Here is a 26,604-nt window from a genome sequence, read left to right as displayed (position 1 = left end):
CCTCTCAAAGAGAGATCGTTCTGACGATCTCGGCCCGCAGGCTATCCAGCCCGAATGATTTTTCCGAGGATGTGGCGAGAACTTCCGGATAGGCGGCGGGACGCTTGCGGATTTTCTCCAGCGTTTCGCCGATCAGACGCGGAACGCCGGCATCCTTGATCTTGTCCGTTTTCGTCAGCACGATCTGATAGGAAACGGCCGCCTTGTCGAGCAGGGTCAGAACCTCCTCGTCATTCTTTTTCACGCCGTGGCGGGAATCGATCAGCACGTAAACGCGCTTCAGGGTCGCACGGCCGCGCAGATAATCGAAGACGAGCTTGGTCCAGGCGTCGACCTGATCCTTGGGGGCCTGCGCATAACCATAACCGGGCATGTCAACCAGCGCCATCGGAGGCAGATCGCCCGCTTCGCCGGAATAACCATCCGGAACGAAATAGTTGAGTTCCTGCGTGCGTCCGGGCGTATTGGATGTGCGGGCGAGCCCCTTATGGCCCACCAGCGCATTGATGAGCGAGGACTTGCCGACATTCGAACGACCGGCGAAGGCAATCTCCGGCGGGCCTTCGGGCGGCAGGAATTTCATTGCGGGAACGCCGCGAATGAAAATCCAGGGTCGCCCGAACAGGGGCTTTTCGGTTGCCGTGCCGGTCTCACTCATTTCGATTGCACCGGCTTTCGCTTGAACAGCCCCTTGATGTTGTCGAACAGCTCGATCTTGGCGCCCTGGCGCTTCATGATGACGGCCTGCTGGGTGATGGACAGCGTATTGTTCCATGCCCAGTAGATGACCAAACCGGCCGGGAAGGAGGCCAGCATGAAGGTGAAGATCAGCGGCATCCAGTTGAAGATCATCGCCTGCGTCGGATCGGGCGGAGTCGGGTTCATGCGCATCTGCAGGAACATGGTGATGCCCATGACAAGCGGCCAGACACCGATCATCAGGAAGTGCGGCACGTCGTAAGGCAGAAGGCCGAAGAGGTTGAACAGCGACGTCGGATCGGGCGCGGAAAGGTCGTGAATCCAGCCGAAGAACGGCGCATGCCGCATTTCGATGGTGACGTAGATGACCTTGTAGAGCGCGAAGAAGACCGGGATCTGCAGCAGCATCGGCCAGCAGCCGGCAACCGGGTTGATCTTCTCTTCCTTGTAGAGCTGCATCATCGCCTGCTGCATGGCCATGCGGTCATCGCCATGCTTGGCCTTCAGCTCTTCCATCTTCGGCTGCACGCGCTTCATGTTCGCCATGGAAGCATATTGCTTGCTGGCGAGCGGGAAGAAGAGCGCCTTGACGACGATGGTGGTAAGCAGGATCGCCACGCCGAAATTGCCAAAATAACGGAAGAAGAAATCCATCAGTTTGAACATCGGCTTGGTGATGAAGTAGAACCAGCCCCAGTCGATCAGAAGGTCGAACTTCGGAATGGCGTAGGTCGTCTCGTAACGATCGACCAGCGGCACTTCCTTGGCGCCAGCGAAAACGAGGCTCTTCAGCTCGATCGACTGGCCGGGCTCGACCGTCATCGTGTCGCTCTTGAAATCGGCCTGATAGCTCGGCTGATTGCCGGTGATATGCGAAAAGCGGGTTTCGAACGGCGTTGTCTGCGGCGGAACGATGGCAGCAGCCCAATATTTGTCAGTGATGCCGAGCCAGCCGCCGGTTGCCTTGGCAATAGTTACCGGTGCTTCTTCAACATCCTTGTATTTTTCTTCCGTCAGGCTGCCGTCTTTGCCCGAAACGCCAAGAAAGCCTTCATGGATGACGAAGACGGGCGGGATCGCTGGCTTGTTGTTACGCGTCACGCGACCGTATGTGGCGAAGGAGACCGCAGCCTGTCCCGGGTTCTCGACCTTGTCGGCGACCGAGATCATGTAATGCTCGTCGATCGAAACCGTGCGGGAGAAAACCACACCCTTGGAATTGGTGTAGGTGAGGGTGACCGGGGTGGTTTCCGTCAGCTTGTCGCCGCTTGCCAGCGTCCAGACGGTGGTCGGGCCGGGAACGCCGCCGACTTCCTGTGCTGCAACGTAACCGAGTTCGGTGAAGTAGCCGTCCTTGGTGTCGGAGGGCGAGAACAGCGTGATGATCGGGCTCGAGTCATCGACGGTCTCATGGTAGTCCTTGAGCCGGATGTCATCGAAGCGGGCGCCGGTAAGGTTGATCGAGCCGGCGATGGCGTTGGTCTCGATGGCCACGCGCTGGGTTCTTGCAATCGACTCTTCGCGGGTCGCCGTGGCGGCAGTCTGCGGTGAGGAGGCGGGCGGTGCGCCTTCAACGGCGGCACCTGGTGCTGCACCCGGCGCCGGCTGCTGTTGCTGCGTCGTCTGCTGCTGCGCCTGGCGGGCCTCTTCGGCGCGGCGCTGCTGCTCGATACGCGGATTCATGTAAAGGAATTGCCAGGCGAGGACGATGACAACCGAAAGGGCTATCGCGATGAAGTAATTACGGTTCTTTTCCATCATTCTTTCCTGGAGCGGGTCTCCTGGGACCGTTTCGGTTTCGCCGTTCCTTCAATTCGCTCGTTAAGGAGAGACTGAAGTTTCGGGAAGGCCGTATCGAGCACGTCCCTGCGGGCGACAATCACATAGTCATGACCGGGCTTCATTGCGAATCCGGCAGAAAGCCTGACGGCTTCCTTGAGACGGCGGCGCATGCGATTTCGCTCGACCGCGTTGCCTTGTCTTTTCGTTACGGTAAAACCGACGCGAGGCTCGGTTTCCGGGGCTTTCCGGTCAAGCACTTCCAGAAGAAAGGTGCCTCCCCGCCGTTTTTCTCCTGCCTGAACGGCAAGGAAATCCGACCGGTTTTTAAGCCGGCCGGGCAGTTTTCCTGTCTTACTCATGTGCCCGCGACTTTCACCGGGTCACAGAGGCGGCAATTAAGCCGAAAGACGAGCGCGGCCGCGCGCACGGCGGGCTGCGAGAACCTTGCGGCCGCCAGCGGTAGCCATACGGGCGCGGAAGCCATGGCGACGCTTGCGGACAAGCTTGGACGGTTGGTAAGTACGCTTCGACATTTATTTAATACCGCGGTGTGCGGCCCTTCTTGAATTTGCAATAATTTGCAAGAGCGTTTCGTTTTTTGCACGGCTAACCCCGCCTGGGCGAGCTTTCAATGGCCGAGCGTGCGCGGCTTATAAGGGCATAGGCCGAGCAAAGTCAATTGCCGAAGGGGTTTTCGCGCTTCACCTTTTGCGGAAAACGCACCGTCGTCTCCTTCGCCGACTGCCGATAGGGGCCGATTCCGGCGCGCAATCGATAAAATCTGAAATTCTTTCTTAACGCAGCATTGATAAATCTTGTGACGCGAAAAGTTATGCCAGCTTCCCATTTTCATCGCGCGGCTGGTTTTTGTTGGGGGAACGAAGTTGAGAATTCGCGGTCGTATCAATCTACTTGTCGGGCTGATGAGCCTTGTGGCCTGTACCATTGGCGGGCTGTCCATCTATGCGATCAACGAATTCTGGGTTCGGTCGCATCACTTCGAGGAAGCGGCCGAAAGGGCCTACAAGGGCGAGGCGCTCAACCGCCTGGTAACGGCAGTCGTCATGGAGGCGCGCGGTGTCTACGCGGCGGCCGATGTGGCGGCAGCCACCCCCTTTGCCGACGGCATGGTCAAAAACCTCGACGCCATGGAAAAGCTCATTGCCAGCTGGGCGCCGCTCGTGCCGGCGGAACAACAGGCGAGTTTCGACAAGCTTGTCGGCCGGTCCAAGGAATTCCGCACCTTCCGTCTGGAGACCGTGCGACTGGCGAAGGAAAACGGGCCGCAGGCGGCCAGCCAGCAGGGCAATAACGAGGCGAACCGCGCCAACCGCAAGGCCTATCAGGCGGAGATCGACAGCGTCGTGAAAAACGACCTTGCCGAACTCGAAGTCGTGAAGGCAGGAGTCGATTCTTTCAGCACCGCCATATTCTGGGTGATCGTCGCGGTGACGGTTGCAGGTGTCGGCGCGGGAGCCGCCTTCGGCCTCTACATCGGAACGCGGCAGCTCAGCGCGCCCATCCGCAGGGTTTCGCAGGTGATGAATGCCGTGGCCGATGGAAATCTCGACGCGGACGTCCCCTATCTCGGCCGCAACGACGAAATCGGCGAAATGGCTGCGGCCGTCGAGGTCTTCAAGAAAAACGGCAGCGAAGTGCGCCGCATGAATGCGCAGGAAGCCGCCATGCGCGCCAAGAGCGACGATCTGCAGGCCGGCATGGCCGTCGTCGTCGACGCTGCGGCCCAGGGCGATTTCAGCCGCCGCATCAACAAGGATTATGGCGACGACAACCTCAATCGTTTCGCCGCGACAATCAATTCGCTCCTCACCGGCGTCCATAATGGCGTATCCGAGACCAGCCGCGTCATCGAAGGCCTTGCGCGGGGCGATCTGACGGAGAGAATGGATGGCGAGTTCCGCGGCGTCTTCGCCGAACTTCAGGAGAACGTCAACCAGACGCTGACCAAGCTGCGCGAGACGATGCGGGAAGTGCGCGGCAGCACGGAAGGCATCAGCGGCAACGCGAACGAATTGCGCTCGGCGGCCGACGACCTGTCGAAGCGGACCGAGCAGCAGGCCGCGGCGCTGGAGGAAACCTCCGCCGCTCTGGATGAGATCACCGCCGTCGTCCGCAATTCGACCGACCGTGCGCAGGAAGCCAGCGCCATGGTTGCCGAAACGAAGCAGAAGACGGAAGAGTCCGCCAATGTCGTGCGCGATGCCGTGTCCGCCATGGATCGCATCGAGCACGCCTCGCGTGAAATCAGCCAGATCATCAACGTCATCGACGAAATCGCCTTCCAGACCAACCTGCTGGCGCTGAATGCCGGCGTGGAAGCCGCGCGTGCGGGTGAAGCCGGCAAGGGCTTTGCCGTCGTCGCTCAGGAAGTGCGAGAACTTGCGCAGCGGTCCGCAACGGCGGCGAAGGACATCAAGGCGCTGATCACCAAATCCGGCGAAGAGGTCGGGCGTGGCGTATCGCTGGTGCAGAGAACCGGCGGCGCACTGAGCGAGATCGAGACCCGCGTTCTGGCAATCAATGAGCACATCCATTCGATCGCCACGGCCGCCAGGGAACAGTCCACCGGCCTGCATGAAGTGAATACCGCCATCAACCAGATGGACCAGGTAACGCAGCGCAACGCCGCCATGGTGGAGGAGACTTCGGCCGCAACCCACAAGCTGAGCAGCGAGGCCGACCATCTCGTGACGCTCGTGGCGCGCTTCAACGTCGGCGCGGAGAATGCGCAGCGCAGCCCCCGCATCGAGCAGCCCGCGAGGCCGATGACGGTTTCCGCCGGACCGGTGGCGGTCTCCGGCAGGACGCCGGCGGTGGCCTCTCCGGCCCGCAAATTGATGAACAGCGTCAGCCGGGCGCTCAATGCCCAGCCCGCGGCGGCACCTGCCCATGGCGACTGGCAGGAGTTCTAGGCGACCGGCGGGTTGCTTCAAAACCGGCTTACCTTCGAACGCCGCCCCTGCCGGGCGGCGTTTGTTTTTCCGGCAATGAAAACCTTTATTTTGCAGCGCATTGGAAAAATATCCATTAGGTCCTATTATCATCGCTGCATATAAACCGAGCCGTTCCACGCAAGCAGCGGCGCGCATACAGGATCATGGCCCGGTGTTTTCTAAAGGCGTAGACAGCTTGGACCGCACGCAAGACGATCCGGTGCATTGCATGCCGGGATTGACCGCCGGTCTTTCGGGACGGCTGCTGCTGCTCACGGTCATCTTCGTGATGATCGCCGAAGTGCTGATCTTCGTGCCTTCCGTCGCCAATATGCGTCTTTCATGGTTGCGCGACCGTCTGAATACGGCTGCGGCCGCCGGCGCTGTCATCGACGGCCTGCAGGCCGAACTGCCGCGAAGCGTGCAGAACGACACGCTGATGGCGACAGGGGCGAAGCTTATCGCGCTGCGCAAGGACGGCACCTCACGCCTGCTCGCCGTGGCGGAAACGCCGCCGGGTGTCGATGAGCAATATGATCTTTCCGACGTTTCGCAGGTGGCTGCGGTGCGGGACGCTTTTTCCACCCTGCTGTTCGGCGGCAACCGCGTCATCCGCGTTTTCGATGTCGTCGGCGACAGCGACACGATCATCGAACTGGTGCTCGGCGAAAACAAGCTGCGGGCGGCAATGCTTGCCTATGCCCGCAACGTTTTCCTGATTTCCATCGTCCTGTCGCTGATCACCGCAGGCCTGATTTTCATTTCCATCAATCGCATCATGATCCGGCCCATACGCCGGCTGACGCTCGGCATGCAGAACTTCTCCGAGGATCCGGGCAATCCCGAGCGGATTTTCGTGCCCGAGCAGGGGGCCGACGAACTGGCGGTTGCGGGCCGCCACCTTGCCGACATGCAGACCGAACTGCAGAAAACCCTGCGCCAGCAGAAGAACCTCGTGGATCTCGGCCTCGCGGTCTCGAAGATCAACCATGACATGCGCAACATCCTGTCCTCCGCGCAGCTCATGTCGGACCGTCTGGTGGATGCCAAGGATCCGATGGTCAGGAGCTTCGCGCCGAAACTGCTGCGCACCATCGACCGCGCCGTGGCTTATACCGGCGAGGTTCTGGCCTATGGCCAGGCGACCGAAGGCGCACCGAAACGCAAGATGGTGCAGTTGAGCCTTCTGGTGCGGGATGTGCGCGATATTCTGGCGCTCGATCCGGACAGCGGCATCGAATTTCAGGACAGCGTCCCCCCCGACCTCACGGTGGATGCGGATTCCGAGCAGCTTTTCCGGGTCATCCACAATCTCTGTCGCAATGCCGTTCAGGCCCTGCAATCGGATACCGCGAATGCCGCGCTTCGGCATCTCTCCATCTCGGCCCAGAGGGCCGGCAGCGTCGTCAGCATCGTCATCGACGACAATGGACCGGGCATGCCGCGCAAGGCCAAGGAGAACCTGTTTTCCGCTTTCAGGGGTTCGGCCCGCTCCGGCGGCACGGGCCTCGGGCTGGTCATTGCCCGCGAACTCGTGCTTGCCCATGGCGGCACGATCGCACTCGTCGAAAAGCCCGGTCCCGGCACGCAGTTCCGCATCGAGATCGCCGACCGCGCCGCTTCCGTACAGGCGGCCAGAACCGCCTGAAAAACCTGCTCCGCAGCCGGTTCGCGTAATCATTCTCCCCGCCCAAACGGTCACGGTATCTGGCCCGTGGAAAATGATCCTCATGGAATTTAAAATAAAATCAATGAGATAAATGAATTGCTGCGGAAAAATGACAATTTCGAAGCGAAATCGCTTGCATTCGGAATGAGGACGTTTTAGAGGATCGCCACGCCACCGGAAACGACCGGAACGGCACGCACCCGTAGCTCAGCTGGATAGAGCACCAGACTACGAATCTGGGGGTCAGGAGTTCGAATCTCTTCGGGTGCGCCATTTCTCTTCCCATAAAATTAGATACTGAGACAATCGCCCCCGCGTGCGATATGGCTGATATCGGTAAGTCCGTTCAGGCGGATGCTTCGACGCTCCGCAGGACCGAGTGAATTCCGAACGTCCCGAAGATATGTTAAAATCACCCGATCATCAGCTGTTCCCGGGGTGAAAGCCATGTTGGAAGCGGACAAGGTGTTTGCAGGTTCGATTCCGGAAAATTACGACCGCTATATGGTGCCGCTGATTTTTGCGCCATTCGCCGCCGATCTGGCGCGCCGGGCCGCTGCCTTGATGCCGATTGATATTCTCGAAATCGCCGCAGGCACCGGCGCCGTCACGCGCGAATTGGCCCCCCGATTATTGCCCGCGGCAAACTATGTGGTAACCGACCTCAACCAGCCGATGCTCGATTTTGCGGCGTCGCAACAGGCGCCGGATCGCCGCATAAAATGGCAGCAGGTGGATGCCCAGACGCTGCCTTTTGAAAACGCTGTGTTCGATCTCGTTTTCTGCCAGTTCGGCGCGATGTTCTTTAATGACCGCTTGTCGGCCTATCGCGAGGCGAAGCGGGTATTGAAGCCCGGCGGACATTATCTATTCAATGTATGGGATCGCATCGAGGAAAATCACTTCGCGGATGATGTGACAAACGCCCTGGCGCGCCTGTTCCCCGATGATCCGCCGCGCTTCATGGCCCGTACCCCGCACGGTTATCATGACACGGCACTCATTCGCCGCGAGCTGGAGGAGGCCGGCTTTTCCCGCGTGACGATTGAGACGGTGACCGCGCAGAGCCGCGCCTCTTCGCCACGCATTCCGGCCATGGCTTATTGTCAGGGAACCGTGCTTCGGACGGAAATTGAGGCGAGAGCACCGGGAAGGCTCGACACCGCGACAGATTGCGCCGCCGCAGCCATTGAAAAGCGGCATGGCGGTGGTGCGGTTGCCGCGAAAATTCAGGCGCATGTGATTCTCGCCGCCGTTTAAACCGGCGCTGCCGACCCGGTTCTCAGCCTATAAATGCGAACGGGGAATATTTGAGCGATACCCCTAAATATTAGTGGTTTTGGGTGGAGGCCTGTACCACCGGGTTTTCCGATAGTTCGAGATTATCGGGCTTTCGCGTGTCATCGAACTTTCCGCAAACCTTCGTCATATTGTCATACAATATAAGCATATGCGCTCCAGAAAAGGAGCGCAGAATGACGCCACAATCACTTGAACTTTCGGGCATCGGCAAAGGCTTCGGGGCTGACGATGTTCTGAAAGAGATCGATCTCTCCATTCGTCCCGGAGAGTTTTTGTCTCTCGTCGGCATGTCGGGCTGCGGCAAGTCCACGCTTCTGCGTATCATTGCGGGGCTGGAAACACCGGATCGCGGTTCGGTCTCCATCGGCGATCAGGATGTGACTGAGGTTGATCCGAGCGATCGAAATCTGGCGATGGTTTTCCAGTCCTATGCCCTTTATCCGCATATGAGCGTGCGCCAGAACATTGCCACACCGCTCAGGATGCGGCGTCTGCCCTTTGCCGCCCGCCTGCCCCTGATCGGACGGTTTGCGGCCCCGGCGGAAACGCTGAGCCAGATCGACGCTGCCGTCGAACAGGCGGCCGAAACCCTGCAGATCGCGCATCTGCTGGATCGCAAGCCGGCGCAGCTTTCCGGCGGCCAGCGTCAGCGTGTGGCGCTTGCCCGGGCGCTGGTGCGTTCGCCCGCCGCCTTCCTGATGGACGAACCGCTCTCCAACCTCGATGCGAAGCTTCGCGCCCATATGCGTGAGGAACTGGCCGGACTGCACCGTCGGCTGGGGGCGACTTTCATCTATGTCACCCACGACCAGATCGAAGCGATGACCATGTCCGACCGCATCGCCTTGATGTCGGAAGGCCGCATCGAGCAGCTGGGCACGCCGGACGAGCTTTACCGCAAGCCCGCGACGCTGACGGTCGCGCGTTTCATCGGCACGCCATCCATCAACCTGCTGCCGGTCGAAATCGACGCGCAGGGTAAAGTCACGGCCTTTGGACGCGATCTTGGCATCGAGGGTGTGGGCCGCGATGCCGGCCCGGCGACGCTCGGCCTTCGCGCCGAAGATTTGCGCCCGGGCGAAGAAGGTTTTGCCGTGCGTGTGGTGCGCAGCGAAACCCACGGGGCCGACCGCTTCGTGAGCTGCCGCCTGCTGAGCGACGAGACGGTCGCCATCACCCTGCGTCAGGGCGTCGGCGATGCCGTGGGCGCGGATATGAATGGCGTGATGAATCTCGGCTTCGCGCCGGAACGCGCGCATCTTTTCGCGGCCGATGGCCTGCGTCGCAAGGTGACGGTGCGCGAACGGGTGCCGGCATGACGGCGGTCGATTTTTCCACGCCCGCGCGCGCGAAGGCTCGCCCGCGGCTGTCGAAGGCGGACCGGCGGATGATCTGGCGCGGCCTGATGTTCGCTGCCCCCGCAAGCCTGCTGCTTCTGGCGATCTATATCGTTCCGATGCTCGTTCTGGCCGGTTTTTCCGTCACCGATTACCAGCTCGGTTCGCTCTCCACCCGTTTTGTCGGCCTTGGAAACTTCGTCAAGGCGTTTCAGGATCCGGTCTTCCTGCGCTCTCTGGCCAATACCGCCATCTATGCGCTCATCGTCATTCCCTTCGGTGTGTTTCTGGCGCTCGGCGTGGCTTTGCTCGTTTATAACCGCAAGCGCAGCCGGGCTTTCTGGGAGGTGGCTTATTTCCTCCCCGTCACCGCAACCCTCGTCGCCATGGCGACCGTGTGGCAGTTCCTGCTGCATCCCTCGCTCGGTCCGGTCAATGCGGCGATCAAATGGCTGGGCTTCGAGCCGGTCGCCTTCCTCTCCAATCCCGTCCTCCTCATTCCCACCATGGCGCTGATGGGCGTCTGGCAGATCCTGGGTTTCAACATGGTGCTGTTCCTCGCGGGCCTCACCGCCATTTCGAAGGATCTGCACGAGGCGGCGCGGCTGGATGGCGCCAAGAACCCGATCGACCGCTTCCTGACCGTGACCTGGCCGATGCTTGGGCCGACGACCATGTTCGTGGTGGTCACCACCTCCATCTCGGCCTTCAAGGTGTTCGAGACGGTGGCTGTGCTCACCAAGGGCCGCTTCGGATCGGAAACCCTGCTGTTCGATCTCTATCTGGAAGGTTTCGAATATTCGAACACCGGTTATGCCGCCGCGCTGACGATTATCTTCCTCGCGATCGTGCTGGTCCTGTCTATCGGCCAGACGCTGCACATGGACCGGAAGGTGCATTACTGATGGCCGCGCTCCGCAAATATCTCCCACATCTCGTGCTTGCCCTTGGCGCTTTCGTGATGCTCCTGCCGTTCTACTGGATGGTGTTGACCTCGATCCGTTCACCGGCAGAGATTTTCGATGTCTCGCTCTGGCCGATCCCGCAGAAATTCGACGCGGCCGATAATTACGCCCGGGCGGCGGGTCAGGTGCCGATGGCGCGTTTCATGCTGAACGGCGTCATCGTCTGCGTGGGCATTCTCGTCGTGCAGATCCTGACGTCGGTTCCGGCTGCCTATGCGCTGGCGAAACTCCGGTTCCCGGGCCGCAAGCTGCTGCTGGGCCTCGTCATTGCGGCGCTCTGCGTTCCCATTCAGGCGCTCGCATTGCCGCTTTTTGTCGGTCTCGCCAAGACGGAACTTCTGAACACCTATTTCGCGATGATGATGCCGTTCTTCCTTTCGGTCTTCGCCATCTTCCTGTTCAACCAGTCCTTCCGCAGCTATCCGAATGAGATCATCGAGGCCGCCCGCATGGACGGATTCTCGGAAATGGAGATTTGCTGGGGGCTGGTCCTTCGCGGATCGCTGCCTTCGCTCGCCGCTTTCTCGATCTTCTCGCTCGTTGCCCACTGGAACGACCTTTATTGGCCGATGATCGTGGTCTCTGACACCAATCTCGCCCCGCCGCCGCTTGGCATGATGCTCTTCGCCGATGTCGAATCCGGCGCGAATTACGGTGCGCTGATGGCGGGCGCCACACTGATTACCGCGCCGATGGTGCTGTGCTTCCTCCTCGCACGGCGGCACTTCATCGCCGGTATTACCATGACCGGCGTCAAGTGACGCCGTTCAGATTTCCTCCTCCCAACCTCTCTGGAGACTGACATGAAACTCAACCGACGCGCTGTGATGGGCGGTCTGGCTCTCGGCATGGCTTTTGCGGGCCTCGCTCAGCCGGTTCTGGCCAATGAAATCACGCTCAACGTTCTTTACAACCTGCCGGGCTTCACCAAGTTCCATCAGCCGCTGGCCGATGAATTCATGAAGAAGAACCCGGATGTGAAGATCAACTTCCTCGCTCCGGCCGCCGGTTATAATGAAGGCCAGCAGCAGGTTCTGCGTTCCGCCGTAACGGGCAATCTGCCGGATGTTTATTTCTCGGGTTACAACCTGACGGCGGAACTCGTTCACACGCTCGCACCGCGCAACCAGATCACCGATCTCGGCCCGTTCATTCAGGCTGAAGGCGGTCAGGCCTTCCTCGACAAGAACTACAGCCCGAAGATGGCCGCCCTCGGCCAGATCGACGGCAAGCAGTACGGCCTGCCAGTCAATGCGTCCTCGCCGATCATCTACATCAACTCCGACCTCGTCACCAAGGCTGGCGGCGATCCGGACAAGATGCCGACGACCTTTGCGGAACTCATTGCTCTCGCAAAGAAGATCAAGGCTCTCGACCCGAAGTTCGCCGGCATGAGCTACGACATCAACGGCTGGCCGGATGATTGGTTGTGGCAGGCGCTCATCGTCGAACAGGGCGGCAAGCTCGTTGACGAGAAGGCCAAGACCGTTGGCTTCGATAACGAGATCGGCCTCAACGCCCTGAAGATGACCCGTCAGTTCGTTACCGAAGGCGGCCAGAACCTGCTCGACTGGGATCAGTCGCGCCAGCAGTTCGGTGCAGGCCTCACCGGCTTCATCTTCTCGACGCCTGCCCATGTTCAGACGATCCAGGGTCTGGTCGGCGACCGCTTCAAGCTGAAGACCGCGACCTTCCCGCTCGACAATAAGGAAAAGGGCGGCGTTCCGACCGGCGGCAACTCGGCTGTTATCCTGACACAGGAAAAGGCCAAGCAGGACGCCGCCTGGAAGTACCTGAAGTGGATCACCGGTCCGGAAGCGCAGAACACCATCGTTCGCATCACCGGTTACCTGCCGACCAACAAGCTGGCCACCGGCCCGGACTTCCTCGCTCCTTATTATGTCGAGAACCCGAATGTGAAGACCGCTTCGCTTCAGGCTGACCGCTCTCTGCCCTGGGCCGGTTATCCGGGTGGCGATTCCGTCCGCATCTGGCGCACCCAGCGCGACATCATCGGCACCGTCATGCGCGGTGAGGTGACGCCGGAAGCTGGTCTCAAGCAGATTGTCGAGCAGACCAACGCCCTGCTGAAATAAGCAAGACCATCGAAAAGGCTGCGGGGAAATCCGTTCCCGCAGCCATTTTGCGCAGAAAGACCTGTTATGAAGATCATTCAGATCACCGACACCCATCTCGTACCCCCCGGCATTGCTGTAAACGGCGTCGACCCGGAAAAGCAGCTGCGCGCGGCGGTGGCGGATATTGTCGAAAAACATGCCGATGCCGATCTTCTTGTGATGACGGGTGATCTCTGCAATTACGGCGAGCCGGAAGCCTATGAGCTGCTTCGCGATATCCTCGCGCCCGTCTCGATCCCCGTGCGGTTGATGCTCGGCAATCACGACCGCCGCCCGGAATTCGTGGCCGCCTTTCCGGAACAGCCTCGCGACGATAACGGCTATATCCAGTCCTTCATCGATACCGAATTCGGTCGGCTGCTGTTTCTCGACAGCCACGAGGCCGATGTGATCGGCGGCATATATGGCGCGGATCGTATGGCTTGGCTGGAGAGTGCGCTGGAAAGCGCGGGCGAATTGCCGGTGACGGTATTCATTCATCACCCGCCGATGGATTGCGGCATCCGCCATTTCGAACATATCGGCATGCATGATGACGGAGCTGTCATGCGCCGTCTCGCCGCTCATCCGGCCGGTATACGTCATATCATTTTTGGCCATATCCATGTGCCGATGGCAGGCACGACCGCCGAAGGCATCGCCTACAGTTCCGGTCAGGCCTGCGCGCACCGTTTCATCACCGATATCGATGTTGTCGATCCGCTGTGGACGGGCGGCAATCCCTGTTACCGGGTCATAAGCCTCGGTGCATTTGGCCTGCGTGCCTATGATGCGGAAGTGGGGCAGGTCGTGCTCGGTCAGGCGCCTGTTTGCGAAGGCCCCTGACACCGGACGTTTCCGTGTTGCACGGAGATGACCTTCGCCTCGTCGCCTGTTGCCGGTGGTGAGGGAGGGGTTTTGGCGATTGCAGGGCTGCGGTGGTGAGAAGACCTCCGTGGCCTGTCGCGCCGATGCGTCATTTGAGATTTGTTGAACGGGATGTGATGCGTCGAAACCATGGTTCCGTGCGCACCCTTGATCTATGTCAGTTTCATCGATGAAACTGCACGCCATAGTCGCCGAAAGGTGGCCAGCCGAATGCCGTGCCATCGTGATGACAGATTATGGAGAATTGCATGCTTGAAAAGCGTATCCGCAACGCGTCCCTCTTGAGCAGGATCGTCAGCGCCGAAGAGGCCGCCAGTCTCATTCAGGACGGCATGACGGTGGGCATGAGCGGTTTTACGCGCGCCGGCGAAGCGAAGGCGGTGCCGCTGGCGCTGGCCGAGCGCGCCAAGGCGAACCCCATGAAAATCACCCTGATGACTGGCGCCTCACTCGGCAACGATCTCGACAAGACCATGGTGGAGGCGGGCATGCTGGCGCGCCGCATGCCGTTCCAGTCCGATCCGGCTTTGCGCAGGGCGATCAATGACGGCAAGGTGATGTTCATCGATCAGCACCTTTCCGAAACGGTCGAGCAATTGCGCGGCGGCCAAATCCACGGGGTCGATATCGCCATTGTCGAGGCGGTGGCGATCACGGCGGAAGGCGGCATCGTGCCCACCACCTCCGTCGGCAATTCCGCGAGCTTCGCCATTCTGGCCGACAAGGTCATCGTTGAAATCAACCTGTCCCAGCCCGAGGTGCTGGAGGGGTTGCACGATATTTTCATTCCCGCGAGGCGCCCGACCCGCATGCCCATTCCGGTGGTGGCGACGGATAGCCGTGTCGGCCTGCCGTTCATTCCGGTGCCGCCGGAAAAGATCGCCGCCATCGTGCTGAGTGACAAGAGCGACAGTTTTTCAACCGTGCTGCCGCCGGATGACGAGACCAAGGCCATTGCCGGCCATCTCACCGAATTCCTGTTGAACGAGGTGCGTCATGGCCGCATGACCCATGAGCTCCAGCCGCTCCAGGCCGGCATCGGCACCATTGCCAATGCCGTGATGCACGGTTTCATCGATACGCCGTTTCACGATCTCAAAATGTATTCGGAGGTCCTGCAGGATTCGACTTTCGAACTGTTTGATGCGGGCAAGCTGACTTTCGCCTCCGGCTCGTCGATTACGCTGTCTTCCGCCATGAACGAGCAGGTGGTGCCACGACTGGCGGAATATAAGAGCAGGCTTATCCTGCGGCCGCAGGAAGTCAGCAACCATCCGGAAGTCATCCGCCGCCTTGGCATTATCGGCATCAACACGGCGCTGGAATTCGATATCTACGGAAACGTCAATTCCACCCATGTCGGTGGAACGCACATGATGAACGGCATCGGCGGCTCGGGGGATTTCGCCCGCAACGCCTATATGTCCATCTTCGTCACCAAATCGATTGCCAAGGGCGGGGCCATTTCAAGCGTCGTGCCGATGGTCAGCCATGTCGATCATACCGAACATGATGTCGATATTCTCGTCACCGAAACCGGGCTCGCCGATCTGCGTGGGCTGGCGCCTCGTGAGCGCGCGGCGGTCATCATCGCGAACTGCGTGCATCCTGATTATCGTGATGCGCTGATGGATTATTACCAGCGGGCGGCGGCGCGGGGTGGACATACGCCGCATCTCATCGAAGAAGCGCTATCCTGGCATGCGGCTCTACGCGAAAGGGGCACGATGCTGCCGCAGAAATAGGCCTGCGTTTTACGAGGCGGCGCGGTTGCCGGTGTGAAAGCCGTGCAATTGGGTCCGTTTGGACACACCGGGGCGGAAATTGTCCGCTTCTGTGCCGTGGTTGCTGGCGCGTCTGTTCCGCCTCCGGTAGAAAATCCTCTCCCCCGGCTGCTGTCCGGCTGCCTCTGGGTTGTAGGAGAGTAACGTGATGCCCATTCGCTTCGTGGCCATGATCGCCATTGTCGCCCTGCTCGTCGGCTGTGGGGGGCGTCCGATCGGGGTCATGACGCCCACGGGGCAGACCGTGGCGGGAACCACACCGGTCAACCTTCTGGTCGCCACTACCCGCGCGCCATCGGAAAACGCCGCCGTGCTTTTTGGCGGCGAGCGTGGAACGGGTCTGAAGGTGGATGCGGTGACGGTTTCCATTCCGCCCAATGCCAACCGCAAGGTCGGGCAGGTGCAATGGCCGAAGAAACTGCCGCCGAACCCGCTGAAGGATTTCACCACGGTGGCGGTGGAGCCAATTCGCTCCGAAGCGGAGACCAGAAGCTGGATCAGCAGACATATCCAGAAGGACCGCCGCGTGCTGGTCTTCGTGCATGGTTTCAATAATCGTTACGAAGAATCCGTCTATCGCTTCGCCCAGATCGTCCATGATTCCGGCACGGATGTCGTGCCGGTGGTCTTCACCTGGCCGTCGCGGGCGAGCATTTTCGACTATAATTACGACAAGGAAAGCACCAACTATTCGCGCGATGCGCTGGAGGAGATGCTGACGCGCCTCGCCAAGGACAGGTCCATCGGCGAGGTCACGGTCATGGCCCATTCCATGGGCACCTGGCTTGCGGTGGAGGCGCTGCGCCAGATGGCCATCCGCAATGGCCGGGTCGATCCGAAGATCGGCAATGTCATTCTCGCCGCGCCGGATCTGGATGTGGACGTGTTCAGCCGGCAATTCGCAAGCCTCGGCAAAACGCCGCCGAAATTCACTCTGTTCGTTTCGCAGGATGATAGGGCGCTCAGTCTGTCACGCCGCATTTCCGGCAATGTCGACCGTCTCGGCCAGATCGACCCATCGGTCGAACCCTATCGCAGCGAGCTTGAAAAGGCCGGCATCACCGTTCTGGATTTGACCAAGCTGCAATCCGGCGACCGCCTGAACCATGGCAAATTTGCCGAAAGCCCCGAGGTTGTCCGGCTTATCGGCGACCGCCTTATCGCCGGTCAGACGGTGACGGATTCAGATGTCGGTCTGGGTGAGGCGCTGGGTGCAGTCAGCATCGGGGCTGCGCAAACTGTCGGAACGGCGGCGAGCGTCGTGGTCAGCGCGCCGATTGCGGTCTTCGATCCGCGCACGCGTGAAAATTACGGCAGGCAGGTGGAACGGCTCGGCCGCTCCGTGGAAAATACCGTTGGATCGGTGGGCGATACGGCCGGTTCCGTGGTGGACGATCAGGCTGTTCAGTCGTCGAGAGTGAATTGCGAGGCGGCCGCCAATCGAAACCGGGCAGAGTGCCGTAACCGATAGATCAAAGATCAAGAGCGAGATGGTGAAACCGTAAGCGATTTTCACCATCTCGCCCTCGCAGATTTGTATACAGCTTGTATTTTTATCTGTATGGTCGGGTCAACAAGCCAACTTCCGGAGTAGACCCCCATGCGTTGGAAACGCACCCTCCAGCTTCTCGATGTTCATTGCGAAGGCGAAATCGGCCGTGTCGTCACCGGCGGCGCGCCGAAAATTCCCGGCGACACGGTGGCCGAACAGCTTCACTGGATGAATACCGATCCGCAGGGTGAGGCGCTTCGTCGCTTTCTGACGCTGGAGCCGCGCGGCACACCGATGGGGTCGGTCAATCTTCTCCTGCCGCCAAAGCACCCGGATGCGCACGCCGCTTTCGTCATTCTCCAGCCGGATCAGGCGCATGCCAGCTCCGGCTCGAATTCCATCTGCGCGACGACGGCGCTTCTGGAAAGCGGCATGGTGGAAATGCAGGAGCCGGAAACCGTCATCATCCTCGAAACGGCCGCCGGTCTGGTCAAGGCCACGGCCACCTGCCGCGACGGTCGTTGCGAAAAGGTCAAGCTGACCATGGTGCCATCCTTCGTGCATGAGCTGGATGTCAGCATCGACACGCCCGAATGGGGCAGGGTGACGATGGATATCTCCTATGGCGGCATTTTTTATGCGCTGGTCGATGTCCGCCAGATCGGCCTCACCATCGAAAAGGCCAATGCGGCAAAGCTGGTCTCGGCGGGCATGATCCTGAAAGATCTGGTCAACCGCGAAATGACCGTCGTTCATCCGGAAATTCCGGCCATTTCCGGCGTTGCCTATGTCATGTTCCGCGATGTGGATGCGGATGGCTCCATCCGCACCTGCACCACCATGTGGCCGGGCCGGGCGGATCGCTCGCCCTGCGGAACCGGAAACTCCGCCAATCTCGCCACGCTTTATGCGCGCGGCAAGGTGAAGGTGGGAGACGAGTATAAATCCCGCTCGATCATCGGTTCGGAATTCGATGTCGGCCTTTCCGCCGTTACCGAGGTGGCGGGTCGCCCGGCCGTCATTCCCACCATTGCAGGGCGCGGTTTCACCTTCGGTCTGCATCAGGTCGGTCTCGATCCGTTTGATCCGCTGGCTGATGGTTTCGCCATGACCGATGTCTGGGGCCCGGAAGCGGGCAACATCTGAGGCAGGCTTTAAAAAAATGACATTTACAGCCGCCCGATGGACTTTGGCGGCTGTTTTCCCGCGGCAAAAGATGCTAAGCGGGCGCCAATTCCGTCATGCTCCGAGGTATCCCGATGAAGTCGCTCACCCTGCGCCGCCCTGATGACTGGCACCTGCACCTGCGTGATGGAGCAATGCTGGAAGGGGTGATCGGGGATACGAGCCGCCATTTCGCCCGCGCCATCATCATGCCGAACCTGGTGCCGCCGGTCGTCACCACGGCCGATGCCCGCGCCTATCGCGAACGCATCGTCAAGGCCATTCCCGCGGGTGACCGTTTCGAACCGCTGATGACCCTCTATCTGACCGAGGACACGCAGGCCGACGATGTGGAAGAGGGCAAAAAAAGCGGCCTCATCACTGCCGTAAAGCTCTATCCGGCGGGTGCGACGACCAATTCCCATGGCGGTGTGCGCGATTTCAACAAGGCCATGCCGGTTCTGGAGCGCATGGCGAAGATCGGCCTGCCGCTTTGCGTCCATGGTGAGGTGACGACGCCGGAAGTCGATATTTTCGACCGCGAGAAGGTGTTCATCGATACGGTTCTGGAGCCGCTGCGCCAGCGCCTGCCGGAACTCAAGGTGACGATGGAGCACATCACCACCCGCGACGGCGTGGACTATATCAAGTCGTCCAAGGCCAACATCGCCGGCTCCATCACCACCCACCATCTCATCATCAACCGTAACGCCATCCTGGTCGGCGGTATCAAGCCGCATTATTATTGCCTGCCCGTCGCCAAGCGCGAAGAGCACCGGCTGGCGCTGCGGGCTGCCGCGACTTCGGGCGATGCACGCTTCTTCCTCGGCACGGATTCCGCGCCGCATGTGGACCCGCTGAAGGAATGCGCCTGCGGCTGCGCCGGCATCTATACCTCGATCAACACCATGAGCTGTCTTGCCCATGTCTTCGAGGATGAAAACGCCCTCGACAGGCTGGAAGCCTTCGCTTCTCTCAACGGCCCGGCCTGGTATGGGCTGGTCCCGAACGAGGAGACCATCACGCTGGTCAAGCGCGAGGAAGCGGTGGCCTTTCCTGAAAAAATCGAGACGGGCGCCGGGCCGGTCACCGTGTTCGATCCGATGTTCCCGCTCCATTGGGATGTGAGTTGATTTTTTAGTAACCGCCGGCAATGCCGGCGGTTTTGTTATGGTCCCCAGGCATTCGCCCTTCGGCGCCGCCTGCGGATGCCTGCAATGCTGAACCGAGATGTTGTGCTTTCCGAAAACCGATCCGGGTTTTCGGAGCGATAAACCAAGGCCGAAAAGGAGAACGCCTATGAACCATTTCACATTCACTGACCGCGCCGTCGTTGCGGAACTGGTTGCGAAGATGTTGTGGGAAATCAAGGCGGTCCACTTCAATTCCGAAAGCCCCTATACCTTCGCTTCGGGCATGAAGAGCCCGGTTTACATCGACATGCGCAAGCTCATCTCCTTCCCGCGTATCCGCTCGGCGGCGATGGATTTCGCAGCGGCGGCGGTGATGCGCGAGGCCGGTTTCGAGAAGTTCGACTGTGTGGCAGGCGGTGAAACGGCGGGCATTCCCTTTGCCGCTTTCCTTGCCGAGCGCCTCGGCCTGCCGATGATCTATTGCCGCAAGAAGCCGAAAGGTCATGGCCGCAACGCCCAGATCGAAGGCCATATGCCGGAAGGCGCGCGCGTTCTCGTCATCGAGGATCTGACGACGGCCGGCGGCTCGATGTTCACCTTCATAGACGCCATCCGTGCGGCGGGCGGCATTGTCGATCACGGCATCGCGCTGTTTTATTACGGCATCTTCGAAGAGGCTGAAGCGCGCTTCGCCAATGGCAATGTCAAGCTGCATTACCTGACCACCTGGCGCGATGTTCTGGCCGTTGCCCGGGCGGAAAAACTGTTCGATGAAAAGACCCTCTCTGAGGTCGAAGCCTTCCTCGATAACCCGCTGCCATGGTCGGCAAAACGCGGCGGTGTCAGCGAATTGCCGCAATCTTAATTTCGGATGCGGCCAGCCCGGTTTTGCGGCTGGCCTTCCGATCGATCTTCGTCTAAATCGATTTAAGTCCATTTGATTTGCTGTTTTGAGGAGGACCGTAATGATCCTGTGTTGTGGTGAAGCCCTGATCGACATGCTACCCCGGCAGACGACGCTGGGTGAGGCGGGTTTTGCCCCCTATGCAGGCGGAGCGGTCTTCAACACGGCGATTGCGCTGGGGCGTCTTGGCGTTCCCTCCGCTTTTTTTACGGGCCTTTCCGATGACATGATGGGCGATATCCTGCGGGAAACCCTGCGCGCCAGCAATGTCGACTTCAGCTATTGCGCCACCCTTTCGCGGCCGACCACCATCGCCTTCGTGAAGCTGGTGGATGGCCATGCGACCTATGCCTTTTATGACGAAAACACCGCCGGCCGCATGATTACCGAGGCGGAGCTTCCGGCACTGGGCGCGGATTGCGAGGCGCTGCATTTCGGTGCGATCAGCCTCATCCCGGAGCCCTGCGGCAGCACCTATGAGGCGTTGATGACGCGCGAGCACAAAAGCCGCGTCATCTCGCTCGATCCGAATATCCGCCCCGGCTTCATCAAGGACAAGCAGTCCCATATGGCCCGCATTCGCCGCATGGCGGCCATGTCGGATATCGTGAAATTCTCGGATGAAGACCTTGCCTGGTTCGGTCTGGAAGGCGATGAGGACACGCTTGCCCGCCACTGGCTGCATCATGGTGCGAAACTCGTCGTCGTCACCCGTGGCGCCAAGGGCGCGGTGGGGTATAGCGCCAATCTCAAGGTTGAAGTGCCTTCTGAGCGGGTGGAAGTGGTCGACACTGTCGGCGCGGGTGATACCTTCGATGCCGGCATTCTTGCTTCGCTGAAAATGCAGGGCCTTCTGACCAAGGCGCAGGTTGCCTCGCTGACGGAAGACCAGATCAGGAAGGCTTTGGCGCTGGGTGCGAAAGCGGCCGCTGTCACCGTTTCGCGGGCTGGCGCGAATCCGCCCTTTGCGCATGAAATCGGTTTGTGATGAGCGCGGTTGAACCATTTTGAAAAGGTGGTTCAACACTCTTCCCGGCTTTAGAACCGTAAAAAACCGTTATTTTGATATTATGAAGCTTGTGTCCGCTGTTTTTTCACGAAACAAGCATCGCATGAGCGTTCCCAAGTCCCATCCTTTCGATTTCGACCCGACCTATGGCATGCAGCGCGAGCAGCTGCTGACCATCACCCCGCCCGAAGCGCCGCCGGGTTTCGATGATTTCTGGAAAAAGCGCTATCGCCGCGCACTCGCCACGGATCCCCGACCGGTGCTGCGCAAGAGCAGGCTCAGCGACCCCCGCTGGCATGTCCTCGATATGACCTACACCTCCACCGGCGGTTTTCGCATCGGCGGGTGGCTGCTTTTGCCGCGCGAAGGGCAGGTGCGCCGTGGCCTCGTTGTCGGCCATGGTTATGGCGGGCGAGGGGAGCCCGATTTCGACGTGCCGGTGGAAGAAACGGCCGTGTTGTTTCCCTGTTTTCGCGGGCTGTCGCTGAGCGCCTGTCCGCCGATTTCGTCCGACCCCGCCCTTCATGTTCTCTATAATATCGACAGGAAAGACGATTACATCATCGGCGGCTGCGTCGACGATCTGTGGGTTGCCGTTTCCACGCTCATCAGCCTCTATCCGTGGCTGGAAGGGCAGGTGGGTTATAGCGGCATCAGTTTCGGCGGCGGCATCGGTGCACTGGCCATCCCTTTCGACGAGCGCATAGACCGTGGTCATCTTGTCGTGCCTACATTCGGACACCGGCCGTTCTGGCTGACGCTGCCGACCGTCGGCAGCGCGGATGCGGTTCAGACCTATCAGAAAACCCATGCCAACCTGCTTGAGACGCTGCGCCTGTTCGATGCCGCCAGTGCCGCCACCCGCATAAAAGTGCCGATGCTGGTCGCGCCCGCACTTTTCGACCCTGCGGTCGCGCCGCCCTGCCAGTTCGCGGTGGCCAATGCGCTGCCACAATCAAAATTTAATGAAATATTCATCCTCGACGCCGGGCATTTCGATTACCCTGACAGCGCATCGCAAGATGCGGTCCATAAGGACAAGGTCAGACGGTTTTTCAAGGTGCCATGAAACGCGAATATCTCCGCTGGTATAGTCAAAGGCTCCATCGCGACATGGAGCTGCTAATATTCGGACATTCCGGCACCAAGGTGCTGATGTTTCCCACCCGCGACGGGCGTTTCTTCGAATATGAGGAACTTGGTCTTGTCGGCAGTCTGGCTGACAAGCTGGAGGCGGGCCACCTTCAGCTCTATTGTATAGAGGGGCTGGCCAGAGAGACCTTCTATGCGGCCGGGCATCATCCCGCCGATCGTATTCGCCGCCATGCAGCCTTCGAAGAGTATATTCTGAACGAAGTGCTGCCGCTAATGGCCGAGAAAAATCCGAATAGTGATACGATCGTGCAGGGCTGCAGCCTGGGTGCGTTTCAGGCCGCCAGCCTCGTCTTTCGCCACCCGCATCTTTTTCGCAAGCTCGTCGCATTTTCCGGCCGTTATGACCTGACGATGAAGGTGGAATCCTTCGGCGACCTGTTCGATGGCTATTACGACGACGATGTCTATTTCCACATGCCGAGCCATTTCCTGCCGGGCCTTGCCTGCCCATGGCGGCTCGATAGCCTGCGGCGTATCGACATGGTCTTCACCATCGGCGATGCCGATCCGTTTCTGGACAACAACCACCACCTCAGCCGGGTTCTGTCGGAGAAGCAGGTGGGGCATCGGATGCATGTCTGGGATGGTCGCGCCCACCGGGCGGGCGCGTGGCGCAAGATGGCGGCGCTTTATATTTGAGCGGCCACATTAAAAAAGCCGGAGGCGTCTCCGGCTTTTTAGATCGAGGGCGTAACGACCCTCAGCCCGCCAGTCCCGCCAGCGCTTTCACCAGCCCCTGGGTCGAGCTGTCATGGCCGGCCGCACTTTCCTTGCCTTCAACCACGGGAAGCAGCCCGGTCGCCAGTTCCTTGCCAAGCTCCACGCCCCACTGGTCGAAGGAGTTGATGCGGAACAACACGCCTTCGACGAAAACGCGGTGCTCGTAGAGCGCGATCAGGCGGCCAAGCGCAAAGGGTGTCAGCTTGTCGTAGACGAAGGTGATGGAGGGGCGGTTGCCGGTGAAGACGCGATGCGGCGCGATGAAATCGGCTTGGCTGTCTTCCATGCCCTTGGAGGTGAGCTGAGCTTTCGCTTCGGCAAGCGTGCGGCCCTTCATCAGCGCTTCCGATTGCGCCAGGCAATTGGCGATGAGAAGCTGGTGCTGGTGGCGCAGTTCGAGCTCGAAACCGTTGGCGGCGATCATGAATTCCGCCGGAATGACGCTCGTGCCCTGGTGGATCAGCTGGTAGAAGGCGTGCTGGCCATTGGTGCCTGGCTCGCCCCAGACGACCGGGCCGGACTGGCCTTCGACGGGCGTGCCGTCGATGGTCACACCCTTGCCGTTCGATTCCATGTCGAGCTGTTGCAGATAGGCGGGGAAACGCGAGAGCCGCTGGTCATAGGGCAGGATCGCACGGGTCGGATAATTCAGCACGTTGCGGTTATAAAAACCGATGAGGCCGAGCAGCATCGGCAGGTTTTCACGGATCGGCGCCTCGCGGAAGTGCCTGTCCATGGCATGTGCGCCATCCAGGAACTTGCCGAAATTATCCGGCCCGATGGCGATCATCAGCGGCAGGCCGATGGCCGACCAGATCGAATAACGTCCGCCCACCCAGTCCCAGAAACCGAAGATGCGGTCGCTTTCGATACCGAAGGCAGCCACCTTTTCCAGTGCGGTCGAAACGGCGGCGAAGTGATGCTTGACGGCAGCCTCACCCAGCTTCTCGGCGATGAAACGGCGCGCGGTCGCGGCGTTCGTCATCGTCTCGATGGTGGTGAAAGTCTTGGAGGCGACGATGAAAAGCGAGGTCTCGGGATCGATGAGCTTCAGCGTATCGGCAATATGCGCGCCATCGATATTGGAAACGAAATGCGCGCGCGGGCCGTCATGGAAAGGCGCGAGCGCCAGCGTCGCCATCACGGGACCGAGATCGGAACCGCCGATGCCGATATTGATGACATCGGTAATCTTCTTGCCAGTCGCGCCCTTCAGCGAGCCGGAACGGATCGCATCGGCGAACTTGCCCATGGCCGCCAGAACGGCGTTCACATCTGGCATCACGTCCTTGCCGTCAACCAGAACCGGCGTGTTGGAGCGATTGCGCAGCGCGGTATGCAGCACGGCGCGGTCTTCGGTGAAGTTGATCGCCTTGCCGGAGAACATCTCCTCGCGCTTGGCCTCGACGCCGCCTTCGCGTGCGAGCTGTTCGAGAAGCGTGACGATCTCTTCGTTCACGGCGCATTTGGAATAGTCCATCAGCAGGTCATCGAATTTGGCGCTGAAACGGCTGAATCTCTTGTCGTCTGCCGCAAAGGCGGCGCGAAGATCGGTTGCGGCTGTGCTGCTCGCCGTTGCTTTCAGTTTTTCGATGGTGGCCTGCATCTTGTGCTCCTCGGCTTCCGTGGAAGGATGAGGAAACTATTCTTTTTCAGGCGGCCAAATCAAGGCGACTTTGATAAAAGAAAAGGGCCGGGATGAAAGAAAGAGCCGGTCGCCCGGCTCTCCCCATTGCACGAGACAATCAGTTCAGATTGCGCAATTCGCGCCGCAAGATTTTGCCGACATTCGATTTCGGCAACTCGGTGCGGAACTCGATGATTTTCGGCCTTTTGTAGTTCGTCAGGTTCTTGGCGCAGAAGGCCTTGAGCTCCGCTTCCGTGAGCGACTGGTCTTTCTTGACGACGAAAAGTTTGACGGTTTCGCCGGAATGTTCATCCGGAACACCGATGGCGGCGCATTCCAGCACGCCGGGATGGCTGGCGGCCACTTCTTCCACCTCGTTGGGATAGACGTTGAAACCGGAAACGAGGATCATGTCCTTCTTGCGGTCGACGATCTTGGTGTAACCGCGCTCGTCCATGAAACCCATGTCGCCGGAACGGAAGAAGCCGTCGGCGGTCATGGCTTTTGCGGTTTCATCCGGCCGCTGCCAATAGCCGGCCATGACCTGCGGCCCGCGAATGCAGATCTCGCCGACTTCGCCTGTCGGCAGGCTGTTGCCGTCCTCGTCGCGAATATCGATTTCCGTCGAGGAGATGGGCAGGCCGATGGTGCCGCTGAATTCCGTGGAATCGAGGCGGTTGACGGTGGCGACCGGGGATGTCTCGGAGAGACCGTAGCCTTCGGCAATCGGGCAACCGACGATGGAAAGCCAGCGCTCCGCAACGGGCCTTTGCACCGCCATGCCGCCGCCGAGAACCAGAATAAGCGACGACAGATCAAGCTTGCGGAAATCCTCGTTGTTCATCATCGCGTTGAAAAGCGTGTTGATACCTGGGAAGACATGCGGCTGATAATGCGCCAGTTCCTTCACGAAGCCGGGAATGTCGCGCGGATTGGCGATCAGCAGATTATGACCGCCGAGCGCAATGCCCATCAGCGAATTCACCGTCAAGGCGAAGATGTGGCAGAGCGGCAGCGCGCAGATGAAGTTGAGAACCTCCGGGCGGTCTTTTTTGCCATTGAAGGCCGCGTCCAGCCACAGGCTGATCTGAAGCTTGTTGGCCAGAAGATTGGCGTGGGTGAGAACCGCACCCTTGGATACGCCCGTCGTGCCGCCGGTATATTGCAGGAAGGCGATGTCCTGTGCCGTGAGGCTGACCGGCTTCAGCGAAAATCCCTGACCTTCCTTCAGCATGGCCTTGAAGCTGATGGAACCGGGAATGGTGTAGGCGGGCACCAGTTTCTTGACCTTGCGAACCACCAGATTGACGATATGTCCCTTCAGGCCGAGGAGATCGCCCATCGCCGCGACGACCACATGCCGCACCGCTGTTTTCGGTACCGCCTGCTGGGCCACATGGGCGAAGTTTTCCAGAACGAAGATCGCCTTTGCGCCGGAATCCTTGAGCTGATGTTCCAGTTCGCGCGGGGTATAGAGCGGATTGACGTTGACCACGATCATGCCCGCTCGCAGGATCCCGTATACGGCGACGGGATTTTGCAGGATATTCGGCATCATCACGGCAACCCGGTCGCCTTTTTCCAGCCCTCTGGATTGCAGCCAGGCAGCGACCGCGCGGGTTTCAGCGTCCAGTTCCCGATAGGTCAGGGACTTTCCCATGCTGGAAAAGGCCTTGCGGTCGGCAAATTGCGCACAGCTCTTTTCGAGAAGTTCGACAAGGGAGGCATGGGCGGATGCGGGGATTTCGGAAGGTACGCCCGGCGGATAGGATGCCAGCCAGCGCTTCTCTGCGCTGACGTTTTCCGGGTGTCCCAGGGACAGTTCACTCATGCTTCTCCTCCCAGAGTCTTTGTCGCGCCGCGCATTTTTTGAAACGCGTGAAGGGCGCTTTCGGCTGCCTGA

22 protein-coding genes and 1 tRNA gene are annotated in these 26,604 nt (G+C 60.0%); 17 read left to right on the top strand and 6 right to left on the bottom strand.

Features of this window, described 5'->3' with window-relative positions; all coding sequences use genetic code 11:
- Positions 1–4 precede the first annotated feature (4 nt).
- The 4 genes from yihA to rpmH are packed head-to-tail and all read right to left on the bottom strand — an operon-like array spanning position 5 to position 3,014.
- Complete coding sequence (yihA, locus tag ACIK7D_RS06290; protein ID WP_035263945.1) at positions 5–658, bottom strand: ribosome biogenesis GTP-binding protein YihA/YsxC; 654 nt, start codon at positions 656–658, stop codon at positions 5–7.
- The gene (gene yidC / locus ACIK7D_RS06285) at positions 655–2,457 is read right to left on the bottom strand and encodes a membrane protein insertase YidC (protein WP_080818031.1); all 1,803 of its coding nucleotides are present in this window, start codon (positions 2,455–2,457) and stop codon (positions 655–657) included. Before yidC ends, yihA begins: the two co-directional genes overlap by 4 nt.
- Positions 2,457–2,840: a ribonuclease P protein component gene (gene rnpA, locus ACIK7D_RS06280; RefSeq protein ID WP_003520031.1), complete on the bottom strand. Its 384-nt coding sequence runs from the start codon at positions 2,838–2,840 to the stop codon at positions 2,457–2,459. The genes yidC and rnpA overlap by 1 nt, the downstream gene beginning before the upstream one ends.
- 36 nt (positions 2,841–2,876) lie before the next feature.
- Positions 2,877–3,014, bottom strand: a complete 138-nt coding sequence (gene rpmH, locus ACIK7D_RS06275) for a 50S ribosomal protein L34 (protein ID WP_003493611.1) — start codon at positions 3,012–3,014, stop codon at positions 2,877–2,879.
- Between the two features lie 351 nt (positions 3,015–3,365).
- On the opposite strand from rpmH, the gene ACIK7D_RS06270 reads away from it, so the two are divergent.
- From ACIK7D_RS06270 to ACIK7D_RS06190, 17 genes are all read left to right on the top strand, one after another.
- A complete protein-coding gene (locus tag ACIK7D_RS06270) occupies positions 3,366–5,414 on the top strand; it encodes a methyl-accepting chemotaxis protein (protein ID WP_400155871.1) in 2,049 nt (682 codons plus the stop codon).
- A 250-nt stretch (positions 5,415–5,664) separates the two neighbouring features.
- On the top strand, positions 5,665–7,083 hold the full coding sequence (locus ACIK7D_RS06265) for an ATP-binding protein (protein ID WP_400155870.1): 1,419 nt from the start codon (positions 5,665–5,667) through the stop codon (positions 7,081–7,083).
- Positions 7,084–7,300: 217 nt separating this feature from the next.
- Positions 7,301–7,377, top strand: a tRNA-Arg gene (locus ACIK7D_RS06260).
- Positions 7,378–7,551: 174 nt separating this feature from the next.
- Positions 7,552–8,364 carry a class I SAM-dependent methyltransferase gene (locus ACIK7D_RS06255; protein WP_400155869.1) on the top strand — a complete coding sequence of 271 codons (813 nt, stop codon included), beginning with the start codon at positions 7,552–7,554 and terminating at the stop codon, positions 8,362–8,364.
- 215 nt (positions 8,365–8,579) lie between these two features.
- Complete coding sequence (locus ACIK7D_RS06250; RefSeq protein ID WP_400155868.1) at positions 8,580–9,725, top strand: ABC transporter ATP-binding protein; 1,146 nt, start codon at positions 8,580–8,582, stop codon at positions 9,723–9,725.
- Positions 9,722–10,648 carry a carbohydrate ABC transporter permease gene (locus ACIK7D_RS06245; protein WP_127756789.1) on the top strand — a complete coding sequence of 309 codons (927 nt, stop codon included), beginning with the start codon at positions 9,722–9,724 and terminating at the stop codon, positions 10,646–10,648. The genes ACIK7D_RS06250 and ACIK7D_RS06245 overlap by 4 nt, the downstream gene beginning before the upstream one ends.
- Entirely contained in the window at positions 10,648–11,469 is an 822-nt protein-coding gene (locus ACIK7D_RS06240; protein WP_127756790.1) for a carbohydrate ABC transporter permease, read from the top strand. Before ACIK7D_RS06245 ends, ACIK7D_RS06240 begins: the two co-directional genes overlap by 1 nt.
- Before the next feature lie 42 nt (positions 11,470–11,511).
- Complete coding sequence (locus ACIK7D_RS06235; RefSeq protein ID WP_003503651.1) at positions 11,512–12,804, top strand: ABC transporter substrate-binding protein; 1,293 nt, start codon at positions 11,512–11,514, stop codon at positions 12,802–12,804.
- A gap of 66 nt (positions 12,805–12,870) precedes the next feature.
- Complete coding sequence (locus ACIK7D_RS06230; protein WP_400155867.1) at positions 12,871–13,671, top strand: phosphodiesterase; 801 nt, start codon at positions 12,871–12,873, stop codon at positions 13,669–13,671.
- A 290-nt stretch (positions 13,672–13,961) separates the two neighbouring features.
- Positions 13,962–15,458, top strand: coding sequence for an acetyl-CoA hydrolase/transferase family protein (locus ACIK7D_RS06225; RefSeq protein WP_400155866.1), 1,497 nt, complete (start codon positions 13,962–13,964; stop codon positions 15,456–15,458).
- A gap of 187 nt (positions 15,459–15,645) precedes the next feature.
- Positions 15,646–16,968, top strand: a complete 1,323-nt coding sequence (locus ACIK7D_RS06220) for an alpha/beta hydrolase (protein ID WP_137453242.1) — start codon at positions 15,646–15,648, stop codon at positions 16,966–16,968.
- A gap of 129 nt (positions 16,969–17,097) precedes the next feature.
- Positions 17,098–18,135 carry a 4-hydroxyproline epimerase gene (locus tag ACIK7D_RS06215; protein WP_400155865.1) on the top strand — a complete coding sequence of 346 codons (1,038 nt, stop codon included), beginning with the start codon at positions 17,098–17,100 and terminating at the stop codon, positions 18,133–18,135.
- A 113-nt stretch (positions 18,136–18,248) separates the two neighbouring features.
- Positions 18,249–19,286, top strand: coding sequence for a dihydroorotase (pyrC, locus tag ACIK7D_RS06210; protein ID WP_400155864.1), 1,038 nt, complete (start codon positions 18,249–18,251; stop codon positions 19,284–19,286).
- 166 nt (positions 19,287–19,452) lie between these two features.
- Positions 19,453–20,151 (top strand): orotate phosphoribosyltransferase, encoded by a 699-nt coding sequence (locus ACIK7D_RS06205; protein WP_003520012.1) that lies wholly within the window; start codon positions 19,453–19,455, stop codon positions 20,149–20,151.
- Between the two features lie 100 nt (positions 20,152–20,251).
- Entirely contained in the window at positions 20,252–21,178 is a 927-nt protein-coding gene (locus ACIK7D_RS06200; RefSeq protein ID WP_262534743.1) for a carbohydrate kinase, read from the top strand.
- 124 nt (positions 21,179–21,302) lie between these two features.
- Positions 21,303–22,268, top strand: coding sequence for an acetylxylan esterase (locus ACIK7D_RS06195; protein WP_400155863.1), 966 nt, complete (start codon positions 21,303–21,305; stop codon positions 22,266–22,268).
- Entirely contained in the window at positions 22,265–22,993 is a 729-nt protein-coding gene (locus ACIK7D_RS06190; protein ID WP_400155862.1) for an esterase family protein, read from the top strand. The genes ACIK7D_RS06195 and ACIK7D_RS06190 overlap by 4 nt, the downstream gene beginning before the upstream one ends.
- Positions 22,994–23,054: 61 nt before the next feature.
- Here ACIK7D_RS06190 and pgi read toward each other — a convergent pair whose 3' ends face one another.
- Entirely contained in the window at positions 23,055–24,680 is a 1,626-nt protein-coding gene (gene pgi / locus ACIK7D_RS06185) for a glucose-6-phosphate isomerase (RefSeq protein ID WP_400155861.1), read from the bottom strand.
- Between the two features lie 139 nt (positions 24,681–24,819).
- Entirely contained in the window at positions 24,820–26,532 is a 1,713-nt protein-coding gene (locus ACIK7D_RS06180) for a long-chain fatty acid--CoA ligase (protein WP_137452423.1), read from the bottom strand.
- Positions 26,533–26,604 lie beyond the last annotated feature (72 nt).

This window comes from Agrobacterium sp. P15N1-A (assembly GCF_044626815.1).
GTDB lineage: Bacteria > Pseudomonadota > Alphaproteobacteria > Rhizobiales > Rhizobiaceae > Agrobacterium > Agrobacterium leguminum.
The sequence above is the reverse complement of the archived record's forward strand: the minus strand, read 5'-3'. Positions and strand labels throughout refer to the sequence as shown.